Annotated in this window: 20 protein-coding genes; 7 read left to right on the plus strand and 13 right to left on the minus strand. The window is 69.2% G+C overall.

The features are described 5' to 3' along the window. Window positions 1-2: 2 nt before the first annotated feature. Together sucC and AB0J88_RS12085 are read right to left on the minus strand one after the other, a co-directional pair. The gene (gene sucC, locus AB0J88_RS12080; RefSeq protein ID WP_364345718.1) at window positions 3-1,181 is read right to left on the minus strand and encodes an ADP-forming succinate--CoA ligase subunit beta; all 1,179 of its coding nucleotides are present in this window, start codon (window positions 1,179-1,181) and stop codon (window positions 3-5) included. 327 nt (window positions 1,182-1,508) lie between these two features. After that, window positions 1,509-1,913: a cobalamin B12-binding domain-containing protein gene (locus AB0J88_RS12085; protein WP_364345716.1), complete on the minus strand. Its 405-nt coding sequence runs from the start codon at window positions 1,911-1,913 to the stop codon at window positions 1,509-1,511. 346 nt (window positions 1,914-2,259) lie between these two features. Here AB0J88_RS12085 and AB0J88_RS12090 point away from each other — a divergent pair, with 346 nt between their 5' ends. Together AB0J88_RS12090 and AB0J88_RS12095 are read left to right on the plus strand one after the other, a co-directional pair. Beyond that, complete coding sequence (locus AB0J88_RS12090; RefSeq protein WP_364345715.1) at window positions 2,260-2,964, plus strand: M23 family metallopeptidase; 705 nt, start codon at window positions 2,260-2,262, stop codon at window positions 2,962-2,964. A 292-nt stretch (window positions 2,965-3,256) separates the two neighbouring features. Further along, complete coding sequence (locus AB0J88_RS12095) at window positions 3,257-4,117, plus strand: M23 family metallopeptidase (protein ID WP_364345713.1); 861 nt, start codon at window positions 3,257-3,259, stop codon at window positions 4,115-4,117. A gap of 64 nt (window positions 4,118-4,181) precedes the next feature. On the opposite strand, the gene AB0J88_RS12100 is transcribed toward AB0J88_RS12095, so the two are convergent. The 3 genes from AB0J88_RS12100 to pcrA form a co-directional block, all read right to left on the minus strand. Then, window positions 4,182-4,439: a hypothetical protein gene (locus tag AB0J88_RS12100; RefSeq protein ID WP_364345711.1), complete on the minus strand. Its 258-nt coding sequence runs from the start codon at window positions 4,437-4,439 to the stop codon at window positions 4,182-4,184. 221 nt (window positions 4,440-4,660) lie between these two features. Continuing rightward, window positions 4,661-4,927 (minus strand): hypothetical protein, encoded by a 267-nt coding sequence (locus tag AB0J88_RS12105; protein WP_364345709.1) that lies wholly within the window; start codon window positions 4,925-4,927, stop codon window positions 4,661-4,663. 393 nt (window positions 4,928-5,320) lie between these two features. Continuing rightward, window positions 5,321-7,729 carry a DNA helicase PcrA gene (pcrA, locus tag AB0J88_RS12110; protein ID WP_364345707.1) on the minus strand — a complete coding sequence of 803 codons (2,409 nt, stop codon included), beginning with the start codon at window positions 7,727-7,729 and terminating at the stop codon, window positions 5,321-5,323. A 195-nt stretch (window positions 7,730-7,924) separates the two neighbouring features. Here pcrA and AB0J88_RS12115 point away from each other — a divergent pair, with 195 nt between their 5' ends. Both AB0J88_RS12115 and AB0J88_RS12120 read left to right on the plus strand, forming a co-directional pair. Continuing rightward, a complete protein-coding gene (locus tag AB0J88_RS12115; protein WP_364345705.1) occupies window positions 7,925-9,757 on the plus strand; it encodes a bifunctional metallophosphatase/5'-nucleotidase in 1,833 nt (610 codons plus the stop codon). Window positions 9,758-10,048: 291 nt separating this feature from the next. Next, window positions 10,049-10,342: a chorismate mutase gene (locus AB0J88_RS12120; protein ID WP_364345703.1), complete on the plus strand. Its 294-nt coding sequence runs from the start codon at window positions 10,049-10,051 to the stop codon at window positions 10,340-10,342. A 365-nt stretch (window positions 10,343-10,707) separates the two neighbouring features. Here the strand turns inward: AB0J88_RS12120 and AB0J88_RS12125 are convergent, their stop codons facing one another. Next, complete coding sequence (locus tag AB0J88_RS12125) at window positions 10,708-11,466, minus strand: GNAT family N-acetyltransferase (protein ID WP_364345701.1); 759 nt, start codon at window positions 11,464-11,466, stop codon at window positions 10,708-10,710. 99 nt (window positions 11,467-11,565) lie between these two features. Here AB0J88_RS12125 and AB0J88_RS12130 point away from each other — a divergent pair, with 99 nt between their 5' ends. After that, window positions 11,566-12,480: a MerR family transcriptional regulator gene (locus AB0J88_RS12130; RefSeq protein WP_364345699.1), complete on the plus strand. Its 915-nt coding sequence runs from the start codon at window positions 11,566-11,568 to the stop codon at window positions 12,478-12,480. A 49-nt stretch (window positions 12,481-12,529) separates the two neighbouring features. Here AB0J88_RS12130 and AB0J88_RS12135 read toward each other — a convergent pair whose 3' ends face one another. From AB0J88_RS12135 to AB0J88_RS12165, 7 genes are all read right to left on the minus strand, one after another. Then, the gene (locus AB0J88_RS12135; RefSeq protein ID WP_364345697.1) at window positions 12,530-13,567 is read right to left on the minus strand and encodes a dipeptide ABC transporter ATP-binding protein; all 1,038 of its coding nucleotides are present in this window, start codon (window positions 13,565-13,567) and stop codon (window positions 12,530-12,532) included. Continuing rightward, on the minus strand, window positions 13,564-14,646 hold the full coding sequence (locus AB0J88_RS12140) for an ABC transporter ATP-binding protein (RefSeq protein ID WP_364345695.1): 1,083 nt from the start codon (window positions 14,644-14,646) through the stop codon (window positions 13,564-13,566). Before AB0J88_RS12140 ends, AB0J88_RS12135 begins: the two co-directional genes overlap by 4 nt. Window positions 14,647-14,665: 19 nt before the next feature. Further along, window positions 14,666-15,658, minus strand: coding sequence for an ABC transporter permease (locus tag AB0J88_RS12145; RefSeq protein ID WP_364345693.1), 993 nt, complete (start codon window positions 15,656-15,658; stop codon window positions 14,666-14,668). 107 nt (window positions 15,659-15,765) lie between these two features. Next, window positions 15,766-17,514, minus strand: coding sequence for an ABC transporter substrate-binding protein (locus tag AB0J88_RS12150; RefSeq protein ID WP_364345691.1), 1,749 nt, complete (start codon window positions 17,512-17,514; stop codon window positions 15,766-15,768). A gap of 96 nt (window positions 17,515-17,610) precedes the next feature. Further along, a complete protein-coding gene (locus tag AB0J88_RS12155; RefSeq protein WP_364345689.1) occupies window positions 17,611-18,660 on the minus strand; it encodes an ABC transporter permease in 1,050 nt (349 codons plus the stop codon). A gap of 898 nt (window positions 18,661-19,558) precedes the next feature. Next, on the minus strand, window positions 19,559-20,230 hold the full coding sequence (locus AB0J88_RS12160; protein ID WP_090788106.1) for a response regulator transcription factor: 672 nt from the start codon (window positions 20,228-20,230) through the stop codon (window positions 19,559-19,561). 7 nt (window positions 20,231-20,237) lie between these two features. Then, the gene (locus tag AB0J88_RS12165) at window positions 20,238-21,491 is read right to left on the minus strand and encodes a PspC domain-containing protein (RefSeq protein ID WP_364346125.1); all 1,254 of its coding nucleotides are present in this window, start codon (window positions 21,489-21,491) and stop codon (window positions 20,238-20,240) included. A gap of 154 nt (window positions 21,492-21,645) precedes the next feature. Between AB0J88_RS12165 and AB0J88_RS12170 the strand changes: the two genes are divergently transcribed. Together AB0J88_RS12170 and AB0J88_RS12175 are read left to right on the plus strand one after the other, a co-directional pair. After that, a complete protein-coding gene (locus AB0J88_RS12170) occupies window positions 21,646-23,202 on the plus strand; it encodes a PspC domain-containing protein (protein ID WP_364345687.1) in 1,557 nt (518 codons plus the stop codon). Continuing rightward, window positions 23,199-23,522, plus strand: a complete 324-nt coding sequence (locus tag AB0J88_RS12175) for a hypothetical protein (protein WP_364345685.1) — start codon at window positions 23,199-23,201, stop codon at window positions 23,520-23,522. The genes AB0J88_RS12170 and AB0J88_RS12175 overlap by 4 nt, the downstream gene beginning before the upstream one ends. The last annotated feature ends 97 nt before the right edge of the window (window positions 23,523-23,619 follow it).

Genomic DNA, 23,619 nt, shown 5'->3' on the forward strand with positions numbered 1-23,619 from the left:
TGTCAGACCCCCGCAGCCGCGAGCTCGGCGGCACGCTCGGCCGCACCGTCCATCGTGTCCACCCGCTCGACGAGCGGGTTCGCCGCGCCGTCCAGGATCGCCCGGCCGGCCTCGGCGTTGTTGCCGTCCAAGCGGACGACCAGCGGCTTGGTGACCGCCTCGCCGCGCTGCTCGAGCAGCGCCAGCGCCTGGATGATGCCGTTGGCGACCTCGTCGCAGGCGGTGATGCCGCCGAAGACGTTGACGAACACGCTCTTGACGCTGGGGTCGGAGAGCACGATCTCGAGGCCGTTGGCCATCACGGCCGCGCTCGCGCCGCCGCCGATGTCGAGGAAGTTGGCCGGCTTGACGTTGCCGTGCCGCTCACCCGCGTACGCGACCACGTCGAGAGTCGACATGACCAGACCCGCGCCGTTGCCGATGATGCCGACCTGGCCGTCGAGCTTGACGTAGTTGAGGTCCTTGGCCTTGGCGGCCTGCTCGAGCGGGTCGACCGTGCTCTGGTCGACCAGAGCCTCGTGGTCGGGGTGCCGGAAGCCGGCGTTCTCGTCCAGCGTGATCTTGGCGTCGAGGCAGAGCACCCGGCCGCTGGACACCTTCGCCAGCGGGTTGACCTCGACCAGCGTAGCGTCCTCGGCGACGAACGCCCGCCACAGCTTGATCGCGATCTCGATGATCTCGTCGGCCACCTCGGCGGGGAACTGCGCCTTGGCGACGATCTCCTTGGCGGTCGCGACGTCCACACCCTTGTTGGCGTCGATGGCGACCTTGGCCACGCGCTCGGGGGTCTCCGCGGCGACCTGCTCGATGTCCATGCCGCCCGCGACGCTCGCGATGCACAGGAACGTGCGGTTCGCGCGGTCGAGCAGGTAGGAGAAGTAGTACTCCTCCACGATGTCCGCCGTCTCGGCGAGCATCACCTTGTGGACCGTGTGGCCCTTGATGTCCATCCCGAGGATGTCGGTCGCGCGGGCCACCGTCTCCTCCGGCCCGTCGGCCAGCTTGACGCCGCCGGCCTTACCGCGGCCACCGACCTTGACCTGGGCCTTCACGACCACACGGCCGCCGAGGCGCTCGGCGATCGCGCGGGCCTCCTCCGGGGTCTCGGCGACACCACCGGCGAGCACGGGGAGCCCGTGTCGCTCGAAGAGATCGCGCCCCTGGTACTCGTACAGGTCCACGTTTACGCGTCCCGTCCTCGTCTCCGCGACGCACCCTTGCGCCGCGCCCATTCTGGTGTTTGAGGGGAGCCTATCCACGGGGGCGGCGTCGGCAACCCGGCCGGGTCACGGGTGTGCGGCACTCCACAGGATCGGGCTTCCCGGAAATTTCTGAGATGGCGCGTAACCGCCGGATAAGGGCGTCGTTGACTTCAGTGTCGGCACGCAAGCGACAAAGCCGACGAAAAACGGCCGATGCCCTGTCGGTCGAGGGGTGGCGGCGGGGCATCGTGCATAGAGAGGCCGGGCGTGTGAGGGGTGCGTCCGGCCTCTCCCCTTATTCCTGACTTACCCGACTGGCTGAGCCACGTTTTCGCGTACCCAGTCGACGATGCCCTGGGTGGTCGCACCCGGCGTGAAGATCTTCGCGACGCCCATTCGCTGCAATTCGGGAATGTCGCCTTCGGGAATGATGCCCCCGCCGAAAACCACGATGTCGCCGGCGCCGCGCGATTCCAGCAGTTCGACAACGCGCTTGAACAGCGTCATGTGCGCGCCGGAGAGGACGGACAGCCCGACGGCGTCGGCGTCTTCCTGGATGGCGGTCTCGACGATCTGTTCGGGCGTCTGGTGCAGCCCGGTGTAGACAACCTCCATGCCCGCGTCGCGCAACGCGCGCGCGACCACCTTGGCGCCACGGTCGTGCCCGTCCAGGCCGGGCTTCGCCACCACAACCCGTATACGTGCGCTCATGCTGTCCTCCGCGGGGGCTACGTTGCCTGAACGAACGGTAACCCGATCACTCCCTTAGGGGCGACACCGGGTGCGGCGTGCCACATGACAATACGTAATGCTCGATGTTACGGAGAGCTATTAACGAGGCTCCCCACAAAAGGTTACGAAATCAGGCAATCCACTGCGGACGGTCGGACTTAATGTCCGCGAAACACTCGCTCAGCTTGAGAGTCGCTTAAGGGACGGCTACCGTGTCCACGGCTGCCAAACCGATTCCCCCCGGAATGGCACTGCGGATCACCGGCGTTCACCCCCCGTGACAAACGCCGTCTCCGCCTTACTGTTCCGACAACGGAGGGTGTGCGTGCGCCAGCGCTTGTCGTCTGAGAAGGACCGCTATCGCGGTCGTCGGCGCGTACCCACCCCGCCTCGCAGCCGCTACGCGATCGTCGTCACCGGAGCCTTCGTCGGTGCCGGTGTGGTCGCCCTCGGCGCGAGCGCGATGCCGGACGCCAAGGCCGTCGACCCCCAGGTTCTGGCGGACCTGCACGGCGCCACCGTCGACAACGCCTTCCAAGATCGTGCTGACCAGGCCGGCAAGGCCTCGCGGTCCGAGCGCACCGACAAGATGGAGACCTCGCTCGCCGAGTCTCCCGACGTCTGGCAGCTCCCGCTCTCCGGCTACACCTTCACCAACCCCTACGGGGTGCAGGGCAAGCAGCTGCACGCCGGCATCGACCTGGTCGCACCCGAGGGCACGCCGTTCGCCGCGGTGCACGACGGCGTCGTCAAGGAAGCCGGCTGGATCGGTGGATACGGGATGGCCGTGATCGTCGACCACGGCGACGGCACCGAGGTCATCTACGGGCACGCCCGGCAGCTCCTGGTCCAGAAGGGCCAGCAGGTCAAGGCGGGCGACATGATCGGCCTGGTGGGCAGCACCGGCCACGCGTACGGCTCGCAGCTCTGCATCGAAACGCAGGTTGACGGCGAGTCCACGGACCCGATCCCGTTCTTCAAGGAGCGCGGAGTGGACATCCAGCTACAAGTTGCCTCAATCTACGGCTGAGTAGCCGCCCCTGCACGCAGGGTATTGTCCGTCGAACCGCCCGTCGCGAATGCGATGGGCGGTTTTTCGTTGCCCATCGACCGGCAAAGTTTCCTACGCCACAGTGACCGCTGTGACGCCGGTCACTGATCTTGCTGCGCCGCTTACCGGGTTGTAGCGGTCCAGATCGGGACATAGCCTCCCTCACTCAGCGTGGTCATCGACACGGCATACGCATGGCTGTCGCCGCGTTGAATACGGCTCGTACAACGATTTGCCGGTCCGTGCCGCACAACCACGGAGGTTCACCCTCGTGCAATCGAACTACCCGTACGACCAGCAGCCTGAGCAGGAGTTCCACGCTCAAAACGGGCCAGTTGAGCCGACGCCGCCGGCGCCGCTCGGGGTCCGCGACCGCGTGCGCTCGTCGCTCGCCGGGCGCGGTCGCGTCGCCGCGCTGGCCGCCGTCGGCCTGCTCGGCCTCGGCATCGCGGGTGGCGCTGTCGCTACTCTGGGTAACGATGACTCGACATCCCCCACCACCATCGCCGTGGCCGACCAGCAGGCGCGCATCGACGCCGCCAGCCGCGCCGACCGCGCGCTGCGTTCCCCCGTCGCGGTTCCGACCGTGAGCCCCACCACCGAGGCCGCCACCCCCAAGGCCGAGGCGAAGGACCCCAAGTCGGACAAGAAGAAGGCCACGGCCACCAAGAAGGCCGCCCCCAAGGCCGCCGCGAAGCCCAAGCCTTCCGGTCCGACCATCTCGAAGGCCGGCTGGACCTCTCCCATGCCGGGCTCCGAGATCACCTCCTGCTTCGGCATGCGCTGGGGTGTCCCCCACCAGGGAATAGACTTCGCGATGCCGGAGAACACCCCTGAGCGGGCCGCAGCGGCCGGCACCGTCATCGCCGCCGGCTGGGCGTACACCGGCTACGGCATCTCGGTGGTCATCGACCACGGCGACGGCTACTTCACCCACTACGCGCACCAGAACCGCACCGCGGTCGAGGTGGGCCAGAAGGTGAAGGCCGGCCAGATCATCGGCTACGAAGGCTCCACCGGCGACTCCACCGGCCCCCACCTGCACTTCGAGGTGCACCAGGGCGCCATGTGGAACCAGATCGACCCCGCCCCGTTCTTGAAGGAGAAGGGCGTGCCGATCGTCGGCTGCTAAGGCTTGTCTCGCCCCCCGGAAACGATGGGTCCGACTCCACCCGGAGTCGGGCCCATCGTCGGTTTCAGGTCAGCGTCGCGCGCCGCCTCAGTCGCACGAGCCCCAACCCGGCGAACGGCGCGACCAGGAGACAAAGCACTCCCACGTTGTGCAGCAGCGCCAGCCCGACCATCGGAAGCGCCAGCACGACGACGCGACCGCGGACCGACCCGGGCAACGCGGGCACGGCCGCGGCGAGCAGGACGGTGGTGACGGCCACCACGGTGACGCCCAGCGCACCGGTCTCGTACCGCCGTTGCCCGCCGACGGGCAGCCACGGCACCGTGCCGGTGAACGGCGGGCGCGGGAGCCAGCCGGTCAGCGCGGCGACGAAGGCGATCGTCGGGAAGATCGCGAGCAGACTACTGATATGTGTCGAGCAGTGAAGGCTCCCGTGCGCCCCAGGCAGGAGTCGAACCCGCTATCCGCCGCTTTAGAAGCGGCCGCCCGGCCGTTGGACCTCTGGGGCTTGGCGGTGGGCGGCCTACACCGCCCACCCATGGGTTAGGACGCGTCGGATTCCACTTCGGTTGCACGCGCGGTCTTGAGTTCGTCCGAACTGAGCGATCGGCCGAGCTCGTCGAGCGCGCGAAGGACGAACCGCTGGTTGACGACACGCTGGTTCAGCCGCTCGAGGGCGGCGGCCTGCCGCCAGACCTTCTGCTGCAGCCAGCGGGTCGCCTTCGGCAGGTCACCGGCGAGCTGCGCTTGGAGCGCGTCGCGCTCGGCCGCCAGCTCGACCAGTTGAGCCCTCAGGTCAGTCGTGGTCATGGATTGTCACCTCCCCTCGCGGTCTTGAAGGCGAGAGGGAGGTGCGCGACGAGCCGCCGATCGGGCGACTCGATCGCGACAGCGGTGAGAGCACCGTCGAGATCAGGTTCGTGGAACGCGACGGCGTCAGGGGCATCGGCGCGCAGCCGGGTCAGGGCGAGCTCGTCCGGTGCGGCCAGCAGGACGACGGTCTGGGGCGCATGGCCATGACGAGCGGTGAAGACGATCGCGGCGTGCGCCAGTTGGGCGGCCTGGTCACCGGGCGGGAGGTCTTCGCGGGTGACGAGGTAGAGGCGGCGGCCCTATGGGTGCGGCATGTCTTCAGGGTAGGAGGGTGGGTCAAGAGTGCCCTCCCCGATTCGCCCTCACCCACAGCGCGCAACCAAGGACGATCTAGAGCTTCTCCACCGGTGCGTGCCGAAGGACCAGCCACATCGTCTGGTCACCGAAGTCGATCTGAGCTCGGGCACTCGGCCCCTGACCCTCGACAGCGAGCACGCGCCCAAGCCCGTACCGCTGGTGATTGACCCGATCCCCCACCGAGACCTTGGGCGCCGCCTGCCGCAGCTCAGAAGCCGTCGACAGCTTGCTGCCGTCGATCCCCAGCCGCTGCGCCAGCGCGGCGGCCTTGGGCGTGCCACCAGAAAAGCCGCCACCCCGCGCGGCCCCGCCGCTGGCCGAGCCAGCCCCACGGTTGCCGACCCCGCCCCCGGTGCCGGACCACGACGTGTAAGAACCCTCGGTGCGCTCCCAGCGCACCAGCTCTTCCGGGAGCTCCGCGATGAACCGCGACGTCGGGTTGTAGGACGGCGCGCCCCAAGCGGACCGCGTCACGGCCCGCGACAGATAGAGCCGCTGCCGGGCACGGGTGATGCCCACGTACGCCAGCCGCCGCTCTTCCTCCAGCTCGTTGTTGTCGCCGAGCGCGCGCATGTGCGGGAAGACGCCGTCTTCGAGGCCCGTCAGGAAGACGATCGGGAACTCCAGGCCCTTGGCCGTGTGCAGCGTCATCAGGGTGACCACGCCCTGGTGTTCGGGGTCGTCAGACGGGACCTGGTCGGCGTCGGCGACCAGGGCGACCTGCTCCAGGAAACCCGCCAGGGTGGCCTGCTCGTCGTTGCCCTCGACGCGTTCGGTGAACTCGCGGGCGACGGAGACCAGCTCCTGGAGGTTCTCGACGCGGCCCGCGTCCTGCGGGTCGGTGCTCTCCTCCAGCTCGGCCAGATAGCCCGAGCGGGTCAGGGTCGCCTCCAGCACCTCTTCGGGCGGTGCCGTCTCGGAGAGCTCGCGCAGCCCGTCGAGCAGCGCCACGAAGTCGGCGATGCCGTTGACCGCGCGGCTGGAGATGCCGGGGGCGTCGGCCGCCCGGCGCATCGCGGCGCCGAAGGAGATGCGGTCGCGGGACGACAAGGCCTCGACCGCGCCCTCGGCCCGGTCGCCGATGCCGCGGCGTGGGGTGTTCATGATGCGCCGGATGCTGACCGTGTCGTCGTCGTTGACGATGGCGCGCAGGTAGGCGAGCGCGTCGCGGACCTCGCGCCGCTCGTAGAAGCGGACGCCGCCGACCACCTTGTAGGGCAGGCCGACCCGGATGAACACCTCTTCGAAGACGCGGGACTGCGCGTTGGTGCGGTAGAAGACCGCGACGTCACCGGGGCGCGCGTCGGCGTCGTCGGTGAGGCGGTCGATCTCGCGGGCCACCCAGTCGGCCTCGGCGTGCTCGGTGTCGGCGACGTAGCCCACGATGCTCTCGCCGGCGCCCTGGTCGCTCCACAGGCGCTTGGGCTTGCGCGACGGGTTCCGGCTGATCACCGCGTTGGCCGCGTTGAGGATGGTCTGGGTCGAGCGGTAGTTCTGCTCCAACAGGATGGTGCGGGCGTTGGTGTAGTCGCGCTCGAACTCGAGGATGTTGCGGATGGTCGCGCCACGGAAGGCGTAGATGGACTGGTCGGCGTCACCGACGACGCACAGCTCGGCGGGCTCGAGGCCCTCGGTGCCGGAGACCAGCTCCTTGATGAGCTGGTACTGCGCGTGGTTGGTGTCCTGGTATTCGTCGACCAGGACGTGCCGGAAGCGTCGCCGATAGTTCTCTGCGACGTGCGGGTGCGACTGGAACAGGTGCACCGTCGTCATGATCAGGTCGTCGAAGTCGAGCGCGTGCGCCTCTTTGAGGCGGCGCTGGTAGAGCGTGTAGGCCTCGGCGACCGCGCGCTCCATCGGACCCTTGGCGCGGTCGGCGAAGGTCTCCGGGTCGACGAGCTCGTTCTTCAGGTTGGAGACCTGGGCGGCCAGGCCGCGGGCCGGGTGCCGCTTCGGGTCGAGGTCGAGCTCGCGGGCGACGAGCTGCATCAACCGGCGGGAGTCGTCGGCGTCGTAGATCGAGAACGTCGACTTGAGGCCGGCGTGCTCGTGCTCGGCGCGCAGGATGCGCACGCAGGCGGAGTGGAAGGTCGACACCCACATCAGCCGGGCGCGGTTGCCGACCAGCGCGGCCACCCGCTCCTTCATCTCGCCGGCCGCCTTGTTGGTGAACGTGATCGCGATGACCTGGCCGGGGTGCACGTCGCGGGCCGCCAGCAGGTAGGCGATGCGGTGGGTCAGCACCCGCGTCTTGCCGGAGCCGGCACCGGCCACGATCAGCAGCGGTGAGCCCGCATGGGTCACCGCGTCGCGCTGTGGGCCGTTGAGGCCGGCCACCAGCGCTTCGGGGTCGAGTTGGGGCCGCCTGGGCCGGCTGTCGGCATCGTCGGCGAGCACAGCGGGCCGGCGGTCAGGACTGGGGATTTCGAAGAGAGCACGCATCGCACCGCGAAGTCTATTCCGACCGTCCGACAACTTCCGGAGGCGGCGGTGCGACCGAACGGCCCGCTCGGACCCCTATCCGACACCCTCATGTCATCAATGCAGGTCTGGTGTCTTGTCCCCCGAAAGAGAACGATGACCTCTGTCGCGTCTCCCCGTCCGGGTGACGCCCCAATCGATCACACAGGATGTGAAATGCCGATCACGAGTCGACCTAGCCGGTGGCTGCGCTACCTCGCGGCACCGGCCATCACCCTCGGGGTGATCGTCGCCCTCCCCGGGGCCGGCCCGTCGCCCGCGTCCGCGGCACCCGCGCTGACGCCGGTCTCGGTCACCTTCGGGCAATCGCACGGCGCCAAGCTGGCCCAGGGCAACCTGCTCGGGTTCAACGACTTCCACGGGTCCATCGACCCGCCGACCGGGTCCGGCGCCGCCGTCACCGGCGTTCCGGCCGGCGGCTCGGAATACCTGACCACCGCGGTCAAGCGGCTGCGCGCCGAGGCGAAGAGCGAGGGCCGCACCAGCACCACCGTCGGCGCCGGCGACATGGTCGGCGCGTCGCCGCTGGTCAGCGCCGCGTTCCACGACGAGCCGACGATCGAGATGCTCAACGTGCTGGGCATGGAGATCACCTCGGTCGGCAACCACGAGTTCGACGAGGGCACCGACGAGCTCAAGCGCCTGCAATACGGAGGCTGCCACCCGGTCGACGGCTGCCAGGACGGTGACCCGTTCTACGGCGCCGACTTCACGTACCTCGCGGCCAACGTGGTGACCAAGCGGCTCAACCTGCCGCTGCTGCTGCCGTTCAACATCCGGATCGTCGACGGCGTGCCGGTCGGCTTCGTGGGCATGACCCTCGAGGGCACACCGGGCATCGTCAACCCCGCCGGCATCCAGGACGTCAACTTCAAGGACGAGATCGAGACCGCCAACAAGTACGCCACGCTCCTGCGGCTGCTGGGCGTCAAGTCGATGGTGCTGCTGCTGCACGAGGGCGGGTCGCAGTCCGGCACCCCGCAGACGGTCGACACCTGCACCAACTTCGCCGGGCCGGTCGTCGACATCGTCAAGGGCCTGCGGCCGGAGTACGGCATCGTCGTCTCCGGTCACACGCACCGCTTCTACTCGTGCTCCGTGCCCAACTCCGCGGGCAACCAGGTCGTGGTCACCAGCGCCGGCACCAACGGCCAGCTGGTCACCGACATCGACTACTCGCTCGACAAGAAGACGGGCAAGTTCGCCGCGATCACCGCGCGCAACGTGATCGCCGAGAACGGGGTCCGCAACGCGGACGGCACCTTCCAGACCAACCCCGACGGCACGTTCGTCCGCAACCCGGCGCTGGTCGACCCGGCGGCGAAGCGGCTTGCCGACAAGTACCGCACCGCCGTCGCTCCGATCTCCAACCGGGTGGTCGGCTCGATCACCGGCGACATCGTCCGCGACAACCAGCCCAACCAGGAGAGCCCGCTCGGTGACGTGATCGCCGACGCGCAGCTCGCCTGGACGCAGACGGACGGCGCCCAGATCGCCTTCATGAACCCGGGCGGCATCCGGGCCTCGCTCTCGTACGCCAACTCCCCCGGCGGCGAGGCACCCGGCCAGGTGACCTACGGCGAGGCGTTCACCGTGCAGCCGTTCAACAACCTGGTCGTCACCCAGACGGTGACCGGCGCGCTGATCAAGAACGTGCTGGAGCAGCAGTTCGTCGGCTTCGGCGGGCAGACCAGCCAGAAGGTGCTCCAGGTTTCCGCGGGCTTCACGTACACCTACGACACCACGCTGCCGGCGGGCTCGCGGGTCAGCAACCTCGCGCTGAACGGCACCCCGATCGACCCGGCCGCCACCTACCGCCTCACCACCAACGACTTCCTGGCCAACGGTGGCGACGGCTTCACCAACCTGACCGGTGGCACCAACCGCACCACGGCACCCGGTTTCGACGTCGACGCACTGGTCGCCTACATCGGCGCGAACGCACCGGTGGCGCCGGGACCGGCCAACCGCATCACCCGGCTCGGCTGATTCGCCCGTGAGCGCCCGTCCTGTCCCGCTGGTCGGGATGGGTCGGGCGCCACACCCCGGTGGCTCTTGCGTCTGTTTGGGAGCCGCGGGCATACTTGCCAACGTGATCCAGCGTCCGCGATTTTACTTTTACTACGGCACCGGGAGTCCGGCAGCTGTAGGTCGCGCCTGAGCACAAGACCTGCGAAAAGCCCCGGGCTCCTGGAGCCCGGGGCTTTTTCTCGCCTCGGGGTCCCAGCGCCGCCCCACCCAGCCAGAAGAGAAACCGAGATGGCCCCCGAGGAGCACGACATGAGCACCAACGCCGTCGCACAGCCGACCACCGGCACGGAAGACGAGGACGCCGCAGCGCGCATCCGCGCGATGCGCGAGCGGATCGACGCGATCGACACCGCGCTGATCGAGCTGTGGCAGGAACGCGCTCGGCTGTCGCAACAGGTGGGCGCGACTCGGGTCGCCTCGGGTGGCACCCGCCTCGTGCTGTCGCGTGAGCGGGAGATCCTGGAGAAGTTCCGCACGGAACTCGGCGCCGACGGCACCCAACTCGCGCTGCTGATCCTGCGCGCGGGCCGCGGGGCGCTCTGAGAAACGCCCACGCCGCCGCGCGTACGGGGGCGGCATGGGTCTATGCCCGTCTACGACCGGACCACGTTCCCGCGTCGGTAGGCCGGGGCACGCTCGACCCCGAGCTGGCCGGGTGGCTGCCGCACGGTCCTACGCTCGGCGCGGACGTGTCCATCGCGCAGGGCCGACGCGACCACGAGATGCTCGGCGAAGGGCCGTAGCCGGACATCGGCGCGGTCCACACGCTCGTGCTGCCCGGGCCGCACGGTACGTCACGCCGATGAACGCGGACCCACGGGTTCCCGCAGTTCACCCGCTGGTCCGCGGCCTGCCACCAGGCCACGATGGAGCTGTCCGACCTAATCGGCAGCCGGATCGGCTGACTCTCAGCCGGCGGTGAACACGGACCACGTCTCGGCGGTGCGGAAACCCATGGCGGCGTAGAGCGGCTCGCCCATCACCGAGGCGTTCAGGTACGCGGTTCGCGCGCCCTCGCGGTAGGCGTCACGGAGCACGGCCGCCGTCGCGATCCGCCCGTAACCCCGGCGGCGGTGCTCCGGCGGCACGGAAATGTTGAAGACGCCGACCGTGTCGTCGACCCGCACGCCGAACGAGGTGGCGACCACCGCTCCGGCGACCTCGACGACGTAGGGCGCCATGGCCGGGTTGTCGAGCAGCGCGGGCGCGCTGAACCCCGTGAAGATGTGCTCCGGGGCCTCGAAGCCGGCGGCCAGCGCCCGGCGGTAGAGGTCGCTCTCCGCGCCCGAGATGCGGCGCACGGTGGGCTCGTCCGTGGTCGCGTCGGCGTCCGTGAGCTCCTTGACCATGAACGGCAGCAGGCTGCTCCGGTCGAGCTTGTGGTCGGCCGCGACCGCCGCGACCCGCTCGGCCGCGTCGGCGTTCCGCACCTGCAGGCTCCACGGGAGGTCAGCCAGCCGCGGCGAGGCCGCGAACGCCGCCACCTCGTCGGCGTCGACCGCCGGCCCGATCTGGATCACGCCGTTCATCGTCGGCACCGGCAGGCCGGTGACCAGCTCCGCCGTCCCGCGCGGGCCGAGCCGCTCGTACGAGCCGGGCAGTGCCTCCGTGCACAGCACGATCGCCCGCCGCCAAGCCTCGACCAGGTCGTCGATCTGTTCCCCCATGCGCCCGACCGTACGAAACCGCTGGCCGCGGAGGTAGCTGTCGTGGCCCAGGTCATAGCGTTTGCATCTCCAGCTGGTGGAGGTCGGAAGGTGGACGGCATGCGGTACTCGATAGGAGACCTGGCGCGCCGCACCGGGCTGCCGGTGCGCACGATCCGGTTCTACTCCGACGCCGGGCTCCTGCCGCCGACCGACCGCAGCGCCGCCAACCACCGCCGCTACGACGTCGCCGCGGTCGCGCGCCTGGACCTCATCCGTACGCTCCGCGAACTCGGCCTGGACCTGGCCACGATCCGGCGGGTGCTGGCCGAGGACCTCACGGTGGCGCAGGCCGCCGACCGGCACGCCGACGCGCTCGACGTGCAGATCCGGGTGCTGCGGCTGCGCCGGGCCGTGCTGCGTGCGGTGGCCAGGCGCGACACCGACCCAGAGGAGATGGCTCTCATGCACCGTGTCGTCCAACTGTCCGAGGCCGAACGGCACCGTCTGATCGAGGACTTCGTCGACCGGGCCTTCGGCGGCATCGACGCCAACCAGGACTTCGTCGTGTGGCTGCGGTCGACGCAGCCCTACCTGCCGGACGATCCGAGCACCGCCCAGGTCGACGCCTGGGTCGAGCTGGCCGAGCTCGTCCGCGACGAGGACTTCGTCGCGAGTGTGCGACGGATGGCCGAACACCAGGCCGCGGAGATCGCCGAGGGCGGTCGGATGGGCCTGCACCACAAGCTGACCATCGAGGTACGCGACCAGGTCAGCGCGGCGATCGCGGCCGGCGTCGAGCCGACCGGGCCGGAGGCGGCCGTCGTACTGTCCGATGTGGTCGCACGCTACGCCGAGACCTTCGAGACGACGGACTCCCCCGAATACCGAGCGAAGCTGTTGGCCCGGCTGCGGACGGCCAACGACCCGCGGACCGAGCGGTACGTCCACCTGATCGGCGTGATCAACGGCTGGCCGACCACGCCGCCGCTGGCTCCGGTCTTCGACTGGTTGATCACGGCCCTGGCACGGTGAAATGCGAAAGAGGCAGGTCGGTGACCTGCCTCTTTCGTACGACCAGGCACTACTTGATCGTGCCGTCCTCCGGGAAGTGGCACGCGGCGGTGGTGCCGTTCGGCTTGATCGTGAGCGGCGGCTCCTCCGTCGCGCAGATCTCCTGTGCCTTCCAGCAACGGGTGCGGAAGCGGCACCCCGACGGCGGGTTGAGCGGGGTCGGCACGTCGCCCTCGAGGCGGATGCGGCCCGAGGCGCCCATCTTGGTCACGTCCGGCACCGCCGAGAGCAGCGCGCGGGTGTACGGGTGGGCCGGGCGCTCGTAGATCGAGTTGCGGTCGCCGATCTCGACGAGCTTGCCGAGGTACATGACGCCGATCCGCTGGCAGAAGTGCCGGACCACGGCCAGGTCGTGCGCGATGAACACGAACGCCAGGTCGAGGTCGCGCTGGAGGCCGCGGAGCAGGTTGATGACCTGCGCCTGGATCGACACGTCGAGCGCGGAGACCGGCTCGTCAGCGACGATGATCTTCGGCTTCAGGGCCAGCGCGCGGGCGACACCGATGCGCTGGCGCTGGCCGCCGGAGAACTCGTGCGGGTACCGGTTGTAGTGCTCCGGGTTGAGGCCGACGAGCTCGAGCAGCTCCTGGACGCGCTTCTTCACGCCGCCGGGCGGGTTGATCCCGTTGACCTGCAACGGCATCGCCACGATCCGGCCCACCGTGTGCCGCGGGTTCAGCGACGCGTACGGGTCCTGGAAGATGATCTGCATGTCCTGCCGGAGCTGACGCAGGCCGCCGCCCTTGGCGTGGCTGATGTCCTTGCCCTCGAAGGTGATCTTCCCCGAGGTCGGCTCCAGCAGGCGCACCAGCATGCGACCGGTTGTGGTCTTGCCACAGCCGGACTCACCGACGAGCCCGAGGGTCTCGCCCGGCTTGACGGAGAAGCTGACACCGTCGACGGCACGCACCAGGCCGGTCTTGCCGAACAGGCCGGACCGCACCGGGAAGTGCTTGGTCAGGTCTTCGACCACCAGCAGCGGCTCGCCGGACGGGCGGGACGGCTTGACCGGCTCGGTGCCGGGCTCCTGGACCAGGGTCTCGGTCATTGCGCGACTCCAGCGGACGGTGCGATGTCCTCGGCGTAGAACTTGGTGCGGTCCGCCTCGGACAGATGACAGGCGACCAGGTGACCCCGTTCGAGGACCTGGTGAAGCTCGGGCACCTCGGTGAGCGACCGGTCGCCGTTGCGGCCGGCGTAGCGGCAACGCGGGTGGAAGGCGCAGCCGCTGGGCAGGTTGATCAGCGACGGCGGGTTGCCCTTGATCGGCACGAGGTCTGCGTCGGAGTCGCCGTGCAGCGACGGCACGCTGGCCAGCAGGCCCCACGTGTAGGGGTGCTGCGGGCGCCGCATGACCTGCTCGACGGTGCCGAACTCCACGGCCCGGCCGCCGTACATGACGAGCACCTCGTCGGCCACCTGCGCGACCACGCCGAGGTCGTGCGTGATCATGATGATCGCGGAGTTGAACTCGCGCTGGAGGTCCTCGAGCAGGTCGAGGATCTGCGCCTGCACGGTCACGTCGAGCGCGGTGGTCGGCTCGTCGGCGATCAGCAGGTCGGGGTCGTTGACCAGGGCCATCGCGATCATGGCGCGCTGCCGCATGCCGCCCGAGAACTCATGGGGGTACGAGTCGGCCCGGCGCGCGGGCTGCGGGATGCCGACGCGGCCGAGCATCTCGATGGCGCGCTTCTTCGCCTCGCTCTTCGACGCGTTCGGGTGGTGGACCTTGTAGGCCTCGGCGATCTGCGCGCCCACCTTGTAATAGGGGTGCAGCGCGGACAGCGGGTCCTGGAAGATCATGGCCATGTCGCGGCCGCGGAGGCGCCGGGTCTGCTCCTCGGTCATGCCGACCACGTTGCGGTCGCCGACCAGGATCTCGCCGGAGATGCGGGCACGCTTGGTGTTGTGCAGACCCATGATGGTCAGCGAGGTCACGCTCTTGCCGGAGCCGGACTCGCCGACGATGCCCAGGGTCTTGCCGCGCTCGACCGAAAACGACACTCCGTCGACGGCCTTGACCACGCCGTCTTCGGTCGGGAACTGCACACGCAGGTCGTTGACCCGCAGGTACGGACCCTTGTCGGTGGTCGTCGGGCTGTTCGGCGCCGAGGCTGGTGCGGTCACTGTTGTTCTCCCTCGCGCTTCAGCTCAGCCGGACCCGTGGGTCGATCACGGCATACAGCAGGTCAACGATCAGGTTGGCGATGACGATGAACACCGCCGCCAGGAGGACCGTAGCCACGACGATCGGCAGGTTCAGGAAGTTGACGGCCTCGACGGTCTCCTTGCCGAGACCACGCAGGCCGAAGATGGTCTCGGTGATGAACGTGCCACCGAGCGACGCACCGATGTCGAGGCCGGCGATCGTCACGATCGGCGTGATCGCGGCGCGCAGCGCGTGCTTGGTGTAGACGCGGCTCAGCGGCAGGCCCTTGGCCCGGGCGGTGCGCACGTAGTCCTCGGAGAGCGTCTCCAGCATCTGTGCGCGCGACAGCCGGGCGTAGATCGCCGAGTTGAGGAACCCCAGCGTGACCCACGGCAGGATCAGGCCGCTCGCCCACTGCAGCGGATTCTCGGTGAACGGGGTGTACGACGGGAACGGCAGCAGTCCGGTGGCGTACACGGTGCCGTAGAGCAGGATCAGGCCGAAGAAGAAGACCTGCATCGACGCGCCGGTCAGCGAGATGCCGATCGCGACCTTGTCGAACAGGGTGCCTCTGCGCAACGCCGAGATCATGCCTAGCGAGACGCCGATCAACAGCCAGAGGATCGCGGCGCCGATGACGATGCTGACGGTGACCGGCAGGGTACGGCCGAGGATCGCGGTGACGGGCTCGTTGTTACGGAAGGAGTAGCCGAGGCAGGGCGCGTCGCAGCGCTGCTCGAAGGCGGATCCCTCGGCGTACGTCCGCCCGACGAAGACGCCCTTCATGAAGGCGGTGTACTGCTCGACGATCGGCTCGCGCAGGCCGAGGCGGGTCTCCACCGCGGCGATGCTGGCCGGGTCGCAGTTCTTCCCGCACATGACCTTCGCCGGCGACGACGGCACAGCGAAGAACAGCCCGAAGACGATGATGCTGATCGCGATGATCGTCGCGACGCCGACGAGCACGCGGCGGGTGATGAACCGGACCATGGGACGCACCTATCCGATGACGATTGCCGGGCCGGGTGCGGGTGGCTGTCCTGTGGGAAGCCACCCGCACCCGATCACAGCGGTTCAGGGAACGCTAGTGGAACCTGTTACTGCTTGACGTAGATCTTGTTCAGCTGGATGGCGCCGAAGGCGTCACTCAGGAACACGTTGCCGACCTTCGAGCCGAAGAGCTCGTGGGTGGCGTCGTAGTACGCCGGGATCTCGGGAAGGAACTCGGTCATGATCTTCTTGTCGAGCGCCATCCACGCCGCGTCCTGCTCGGCCGCGGACAGGGTCTTGATGCGGTCGATCTCGGCGTCGATGCTCGGCTCGGCGAAGTAGGCCAGGTTCTGGTTGCCCTCGTCGACGATCTCGCGGCTGTCGTACAGCGGCGGGATGATGGTCGAACCGGTCGGCCAGTCCGAACCCCAACCGTGCAGGTAGAGGTCGAACGGGGTGTTCTTGCGGCCGACCTCGTCGTAGTAGCTGGTCGCCTCGATGGCCTTCAGGGTGACCTGGAAGCCCGCCTTGACCAGGCTGGCACGGATCGCCTCAGCCTGCGCGGTACGCAGCGGCGTGTTGCTGTGCGCCAGCACCAGCGGCGGCGGCGTGGTGCCGCCCAGGATCTCCTTGACCTTGTTGACGTCACCGGTCGCCGGAGCGTTGTAGGCGTCGTACGCCTCGAAGCCCGCGGTGGTCGGGGACATCAGCGTGCTGGCCGGCGTACCGGCCGAGGTGCCACCGATCGCCTTGAGCGCGGCGTCACGGTCGAGACCGTAGTAGAGCGCCTCACGGATCTTCTTGTCCTTGATCCGCTGGTTGTTGATGCCCAGGTACCAGACGTACTGCGTCGGGCCCTTGGCAACACGCTCGGCCACACCGGCACCGGTGGTACGCGGCAGAACGGCCGGCGGGGTGTCACCCCAGGTGATGCTGGCCTGGTCGGCCGGCGCGTCGGCGACGAGCCGCTCAGCGATCTGCTGCTGGTCGAGACCGAAGGTGAACTTGTAGACGTCCGGGTACGCGGTGCGGATCGGGTCCGTGTTGGCGTCCCAGTTCGGGTTGCGCTCCAGCTCGAGCACGTTGTCGCGGGTGTAGGACTTGACCTTGTACGGACCCGAGGAGAACGGCTTCAGGTCGTACTGGCCCTTGGTGTCCTTGGCCTGCGGCACCGGCGCGGACGTCGGCAGCGCGGCCGCGTACGGCATGTCGCAGTGCGGGGCCGCGAAGGTGAACTTGATGGTCTTGTCGTCCGGCGTCTCGATGCCGGCCGGCATCTGGCCACCCTCGTAGGGGCCCTTGTAGGTGGCGTTGTAGGCGCCGCCCGGGTAGAGCCACTGCTGGATGTAGTGCGGACCCTCGTTGAGCTCCGGCGCGAAGCTACGCGCGATGCCCCACGCGATGTCCTTCGTGGTGATCGCCGAGCCGTCCTCGTACTTCAGGCCGTCGCGGAGCTTGAACTCCCAGACCTTGCAGTCCTTGTTGACGTCGGTGCCCGGGTTCGTGGCCAGGTCGCCGACGAGCAGCATCTTGCCGCTGCCGTCCTCGACGTAACCGTTGAGCGAGCGGTAGATCAGGTTGCCCGTCAGCTGCTGCACGTTGACGTAGTTACGGGCAGGGTCGAGGTGCTCGAAGTCAGCCTGCTGCATGACCGTGAGCGTGCCGCCCTTGGTGGCACCGTCGACGGCCTTCGCCGGCCCGGTGTTGTCGGCGGCCTCGTAGGAGATCGACCCGGACTGGGTCTGCGCCTGCGGCGTGTCGCCGCCCCCGCCATTATTGGTGGTTTCACTACAACCCGCGGCAGTAAGTGCCACGGTCAGAGCGCCGACAACCAGCGCCCCTCCCTTAAATCGCACGATCTTCTCCCTTCCCGCCCGGCTGGGGGCTCCCTCAGCTCCCGAGATTTCCGAACGAAACGTGCGTGTTGCAAAGTCTTGTGATGCTCCGCGGGTCTAGCGCGTGGACTTCGGGTCCAAGGCGTCCCGCAGGGAGTCACCGAGCAGGTTGAATGCCAACACCAGGATGAAGATCGTCAGGCCGGGCCACAGCGTGTAGAACGGGTCGCTGGCCACGTAGGCGATCGAGTTGAAGATCATCCGACCGAGGTCGGGAGTGGGCTCGATGACGCCGATGTTGACGAACGCCAGCGCGGCCTCGGTGGTGATGAAGGCCGGCACGTTCAGCGACAGCGTGACCAGGATGGGCGCCCAGATGTTGGGCAGCAGCTGCCGGAAGAGGATGTGTCGCGTGCCCGCGCCGGCCGCTCGGGCGGCCTCGACGAACTCGCGCTCGCGCAGGGCGATCACCTGGCCGCGGACGAGCCGCGCGGTGTAGGTCCAGCTGAACATGCCGAACGTCGCGATGATCAGACCGACGCGGAAGCTGGCGGGGATCGCGTCGCGAGCGCCGAAGAAGCGGTCCTCGACGATCGGGATGACCGCCAGCGCGAAGATCAGGAAGGGGAACGCCAGCGTCAGGTCGATGACCCAGTTGATCGCGCTGTCGAGCCAGCCGCGGGCGTAGCCCGCGAGGATTCCGATCAGGACGCCGATGGTCGAGGCGACGATCGCCGAGGCGAACGCGATCAGCAGCGAGGTGCGCATGCCGTAGACCAGCTGCATCAGGATGTCGCGGCCGTTGCCGGGCTCGAGGCCCAGCCAGTGCGTGCTGTTCATGCCGCCGGCGTAGCCGAGGGGCATCGCGAAGTCGTTGAGCTTGTCGGTGAACGGCTGCGTCGGCGACATGCCGCGCAGCTTGCCGATCACCGGCGAAAGGAGCGCGATGATGCCGAGAATGACGAGCGTGATCGCGCTGATCGCGGCCGTGCGGTCGCGCTTGAGGCGCAACCAGGCGAGCTGACCGGGCGAACGACCGACGAACTCTTTCTTCTGCGCCTCAACGGGGGCGTCGACCGGGGAATTGACCTCCAACGCGACGGTCCCGCCAAGGCCGTCGGTCGCGCCGGCGGCAGGGACGTCATGCGCCGAGTCGGTCTTCCTCATGGACGGGGGCCTCCTAGATCGGACGAAGGGTCGCTTCGCCTGTTCGGCAAAAGCTAGCCGTCATGAAGCGACTTCGGAATAGTCGAATGCATCGTTCAGATAACAGTGATGTCAGCGAACGGGCAGTCAGGTGTAACAGCGAGCCGACCGTGCACATCAGACGGAAGGCAGCGCAAATCGGACCAAATCGACCGCGCTCTACGCGATCGCTTGGTGGCGATTTGCGCCGATCCACCAGTGTGTCCAATAGCCACCCGCCAGCGTTCCGACACGCTCCGTGCAGCCGACGAGACGCGCCAGCGGAGATTTTAGGTTGCACGGATGGGCGAAGATTGTGATGGAGCCTTGCGGCCGCGCGGCGAGTTGTGTCGACCGCCGGCCACGTAGACGGCGGTCCGCCGCTGCTTGCCCAACCCACGTCCACCGGCCAGGCGAAGCGACCGGACAACCGGCGCGGCAAACGCAGCCGCTAGATCAACACATCTCGCCGCCGGACACAAGAGTTTGCCCCGAGCATCTAACAGGCCGGCAACAATTCACCACGATCGGTCGGCACGACATTGCCCTCCGTCAACCTTCAGCAGCCGCGAATCACTCTCGACATCGCGAGGCACGCGCCAACCTGCAATGAGCCCAAGCCCCCACCACGGAATCCGGCCACGGCCCGCAAGGGCACCCGCTGTCGCGGCCCGCAGCGACTGGGCGTCGTGCCGAGACACGCCGCGGTGGTTGGGCTCGCCAACAGGCGGACCTGGCAGCGCAGCGCAGCGGAGCGGTCTCTGGCGGGAGCAACGGTCCGCACCACCGCGGACCCGAGTAAATCCGAATGTTCAGACGAAGCGGCGCGTCACCCACCCGATGCGGGCGCTACCCAGAGACATCGGGTGGATTCGAATATTTACACCAGGCGGCGGTCGGCGGCCCAGCGGGAGAGTTCGTAGCGGTTCGACATCTGGAGCTTGCGGAGGACGTTGGACACGTGCGTCTCCACGGTCTTGATGGAGATGAACAGCTCCTTCGCGATCTCCTTGTACGCGTAGCCGCGGGCCAGCAGCCGGAGCACCTCGCGCTCCCGGTTCGTCAGCTGGTCCAGCTCCGGGTCCGCGACCGCGGTGTCCGAGCGGCTCGCGAAGGCGTCCAGCACGAAGCCGGCCAGGCGCGGGCTGAAGACCGCGTCACCGTCGGCGACCCGGCGGATCGCGGCGGCGAGCTCCTCCGAGGAGATGGTCTTGGTGACGTAGCCGCGGGCGCCCGCGCGGATCAGGCCGATCACGTCTTCGGCCGCGTCCGAGACGCTGAGGGCCAGGAAGCGGACCTGCGGATGGGTACGGCGGACCACCTCGAGCACCGCGCGGCCGCCGCCGTCGGGCATGTGGACGTCGAGCAGGACCACGTCGGGCTCGAGTGCTCCGATGCGGCTGACGGCCTCGGCCACGGTGCTGGCCTCGCCGATCACGTCGACCCGGCCGGCCAGTTCGGCGCGGACGCCGGCCCGGAACATGGCGTGGTCGTCGACGACGAATACCCGCAACGCCTGTGGCGCCTCGGTCGGCGTGGGGTTCTCGGTCATGTGACGCTCACCTGTCCTTGCTGGCGTTTGCTGGGGTCGACATCCGTGCGATCGGCAGGAACAAGCGCACCTCGGTGCCGGTGCCCGGCTCGCTGCGGATCTCCGATCGGCCGCCGTGGCGGGCCATCCGTCCGATGATCGAGCCGCGCACCCCGTGTCGGGTGTCTTCCACTGTAGAGGGGTCGAATCCCGCACCGCGATCGCGGACGAAGACGCTCAGCTGGTCGGGTTCGGCCTCGGCGTAGAGCGACACGGTCTGCACCTTGGCGTGCCGGGCGGCGTTGACCATGGCCTCCCGCGCGGCGGCGACCAGCGCGCCGACCCGTTCGTCGGTCTCCCGGTCGCCGACCACGACGGTCTCGACCGTGATCGCGAAGGTGTCCTCGACCTCGGCCGCCGCCTGCTCCAGCGCCGCCGCGAACCGCTCGGTCGGGGACGCCGTCGGCTTGTAGAGCCAGTTGCGCAGCGAGCGTTCCTGGCCGCGAGCCAGCCGCTGGACCACCTTGACGTCGCCGGCGTTGCGCTGGATCAGCGCGAGCGTGTGCAGCACCTGGTCGTGCACCATGGCGGCGACCTCGGCGCGCTCCTGTTCGCGGATCCGGCCCTCGCGCTCGGCCCGGAGCTGGTTGAACGTGCGCCACAGGGCCGGGCCGGCCACCACCGCGACGCCGAACAGGCCGACCAGCGCGAAGATCACGCCGTTGATCACGGCGCCGATGTCGCCCGACGGCGCGTAGACCGCGACCACGCCGATGACACCGGTCGCGACGAGTACGCCGCCGCCGATGAAGCGCAGGAGGAAAGCCCGTCGGTCGCTCTCGTCAACCACCGCCGCCAGCCACGGCATCGAGGGCAGCGTCTCGCTCCACTGCCGGCGCCGTTCGGGGTCGGACTGGTGCCAGATCACGCCCGCGCCGACCGCGACCAGGGCGATCAGCCAGCCTCCGGTGGCCGCCGCGCCGACGGAGTTGAGCAGCAGGGCCTGGGTGATCAGGACCCCGATGCCGATCAGCAGGAAGGGCAGCACCTGGGCCAGGCCGCGCCGGGTCGTGTCGCCCGAGGTGCGGGGGCGTTGCGGCAGGACCGCCCAGAACGCGGCGTAGAGCAGGAGCCCGAGCCCGCTGAACCCCAGCAGCAACACGAACGCCACGCGCACCCGGGTGGGTGGCACACCGAGGTGCTCGGCCAGTCCGGCGGCGACACCGGCGACCATGCGGCGGTCGCGGGCGCGGTACAGGCGCGGTGCGGCTTGTGCGGTGATGGCGGGCCTCCTTTCGGGTGATTTCGATGGTCACACGTGAAGACGTGCCGCGACCACGGGGAGGCCCCCTAACCTGGGGCGCCGTATTTCTCAGGGTGCGCTCAGGGTCCGCTCCGGAGGTCGCTCGGGCCAGGGCACCGCCAATATCGACGGTATGACCGAGACCCCCGAGACACCGGCCGGCGCGCGCCCGGCGGACGAGGCCGCCGCGCCGCCGCCCGGACCACCACCGCCGCCCCCGCCCGGGGCCGGCACCCCCGGTGCCGGCGCGCACGGGGCCGGCACGCACGGGGCCGGCACGGCGCCGGGCACGGCCGGCTTCGCCACGCGGTACGGGCTCACCCGCCCGTACAACGGCCGATACCTCGCCGGGGTCTGCGCCGCGATCGGCCGGGCCACCAACACCGACCCGATCCTGTGGCGCGTGCTGTTCGCCGTGCTCACCCTGTTCTTCGCCGTCGGGGTGCTGATCTACGTCACGGCCTGGCTGCTGATCCCGGCCGAGGGCGACACCGCCTCGCCGATCGAGTCAGTGCTCGGCAAGGGCCGGTCGAGCATGTCGCCGGTCACCGCGATCGTGCTCGGTGTCGGTTGCACGGTGTTGTTCGGCTTCCTGGTCACCGACGCGTTCCGCGCGGTCGTGCTGGGCGCCGCGATTCTGATAGGAGGCGCGTTGCTGCTCAACCGCAACCAGCGCGGGCCGCAGCCCGTGCCGGCCGGGCCGGGGGACGACCGGTTCACCTGGTCCAACATCTCGCCCTGGTCGGGCTCGGCACCCTGGGGCGGCGCCACGCCGTGGCGGTCCGCTCCGGAGCAGCCGACCCAGCCGTTCGCCGCCGCACCGGCCCCTTCCGGGCCGCCGCCGGTCGCGGTCGACGAGCCGACCCGGACGTACGAGGAGTCGACCCTGAGGCACGAGGAGCCGACACGGACGTACGACGCGCCGCAGCCGACCGCGCAGTTCCCGCCTACCGCCGGGCCGTACCCGCCGCGGCAGCAGGGATACCAGCCGCCGTTCGCGCCCTACGGCCCGTACGGTGGACCACCGCCCCCGCCCCCAGCCTCCCCGCCGAAGCCCGCCAAGCCGCCGAAGCCACCGAAGGAGCGCTCGGCGCTGGGCTTCGCGACCTTCTCGATGATCTTCATCGCGATGGGCGTCGTGGCGATGCTCGACCTGCTCAACGTGATCCGGGTGCGCCCGACCACGTATTTCGCCGCCGCCCTGCTGACCATCGCGCTCGGCCTGCTGGTCGGCGCCTGGCTGGGCCGCGCCCGGTGGCTGATCGCGCTCGGCCTGGCCGCCGCGGCGGCGCTGGGCATCTCGTCCATCGCCGAGTACCAGATCGACCACGACAAGATCGGGCCGCGCGAGGCGGTCTGGGAGCCGCGGTCGATGGACGAGCTCCGGCCCAGCTACCGGCTGCCGTTCGGTGACGCCCGGCTCGACCTGACCAGCCTCGACTTCACCGGCCAGTCCAGGGCGGTCGACGTCAACATCAACGCGGGCGACCTCGAGATCCGGGTGCCCGAGAACGTCGACGTGCTGGTCGACGTCAACGTCGACGCCGGCGACGCGCAGATCTTCGACCGGTCGACCAGCGGTCTGGGCCAGTCGATGACCGTAGCGGACAACGGCCCCGACGGTGAGGGCGGCGGGTCGCTGCGGCTGACCATCAGTGCCAACGCCGGACGCGTGGAGGTGACCCGATGAAGGCGCACAAGACCGACGCCGTCTCACTGGTCTTCGCCGTGATCTTCATGGCGATCTTCGGCTGGTGGGTGTTCGCCCAGGTCGTCAACGTCAACGTGCCGGCCGCGGGCTGGTGGGTCGCGTTCGGGCTGATCCTGCTGGGCCTGCTCGGCCTGTTCGGCGCGGTCCGGTCGGCGCGCAACGCCAACGCGGCTCAGCGGTCGGCGACCCCGGTCAGCCCGGCCACCGATCAGTTCCCGTCGATCGACCCGGAGCCGACGGCCACCGCGGACCTCGGCAGCCCCGTCTCGGCTCCGCCGCGCGGTCAAAACGACGACTGAGCCCCGCGCCACCTATGCTGGCCGGTGGAGGTTTTCACCTCCGCCGGCCAGTGCCATGTCAAGCAGGCATCACCGACCGCCGGCATCACCAATTCGA

The organism is Asanoa sp. NPDC049475, from assembly GCF_040676915.1.
Taxonomy (GTDB): Bacteria; Actinomycetota; Actinomycetes; order Mycobacteriales; family Micromonosporaceae; genus Asanoa.